Genomic DNA, 677 nt, shown 5'->3' with positions numbered 1-677 from the left:
CAAGCCGCCTGTCGCGTTCCGGCGCGAAGGAAACCACGCTGGATTACATCAGCGACTTTGCCGAGCGGCGCGGGATCGCAAGCGACCCATGGATCGGGCACGAGTTTGGGGTGAGAAGCGAGATCAAACTTGCTTCCGCCAAAGATGAGCGTCAAGAGGCCTTGTCCCGTGCGGCCCATCTGCAACGGGAACAGCAGGACCGGCCGTCAGAGCGTCAGCAGGTTTACGAGGAACATGCCGGCGATCTGGCCGGCCCTGTTCACCGCGAAGATCGTCGCAATCAGTTCGCCCGAACAATCGATGACGGTCGGCGCGACGACCGGGGAGATGAGAATAAAGGATATCGCCGCATCCGGTGGTCCGAGCTCATGTCGCAAGACAGCGCCGTCCCTGCCCCCACAGGAGCTGTCAGCCAGCAATTGCCTCTGGAAACCGGTAAGCTCGCTCCGCTGGTGCCAGTGATCACCCGTCACAACCACACCATCGAAGAGGTGGCCCGGGAAAGAGCGATGTCCGTCATCGAGCAGAGATTCGATACGGTGGAGTCAGTCGCGCGGCACGTGTTCCGCGACCCGGTCGAGGTCGCCGCGAGACTGCGCACCGCGATGACCGAGAAGGAAGGCAATGGAAAGATCATGGCAAAGGCCATGGCCGAGCAGCCTGAGCGGTTCGGGGAG

General features: G+C 62.2%; 1 pseudogene. It reads left to right on the top strand.

Annotated elements, in window-relative coordinates:
- Positions 1–677, top strand: a pseudogene (locus tag AB4Z23_RS27655) (Ti-type conjugative transfer relaxase TraA); the annotation flags it as partial.

Origin of the sequence: Agrobacterium sp. MCAB5 (assembly GCF_052114365.1) — a bacterium.
GTDB classification, from domain to species: Bacteria; Pseudomonadota; Alphaproteobacteria; order Rhizobiales; family Rhizobiaceae; genus Agrobacterium; species Agrobacterium tumefaciens.
Note: the sequence above shows the minus strand (reverse complement) of the source record. Positions and strands in the feature narration are given on the sequence as shown.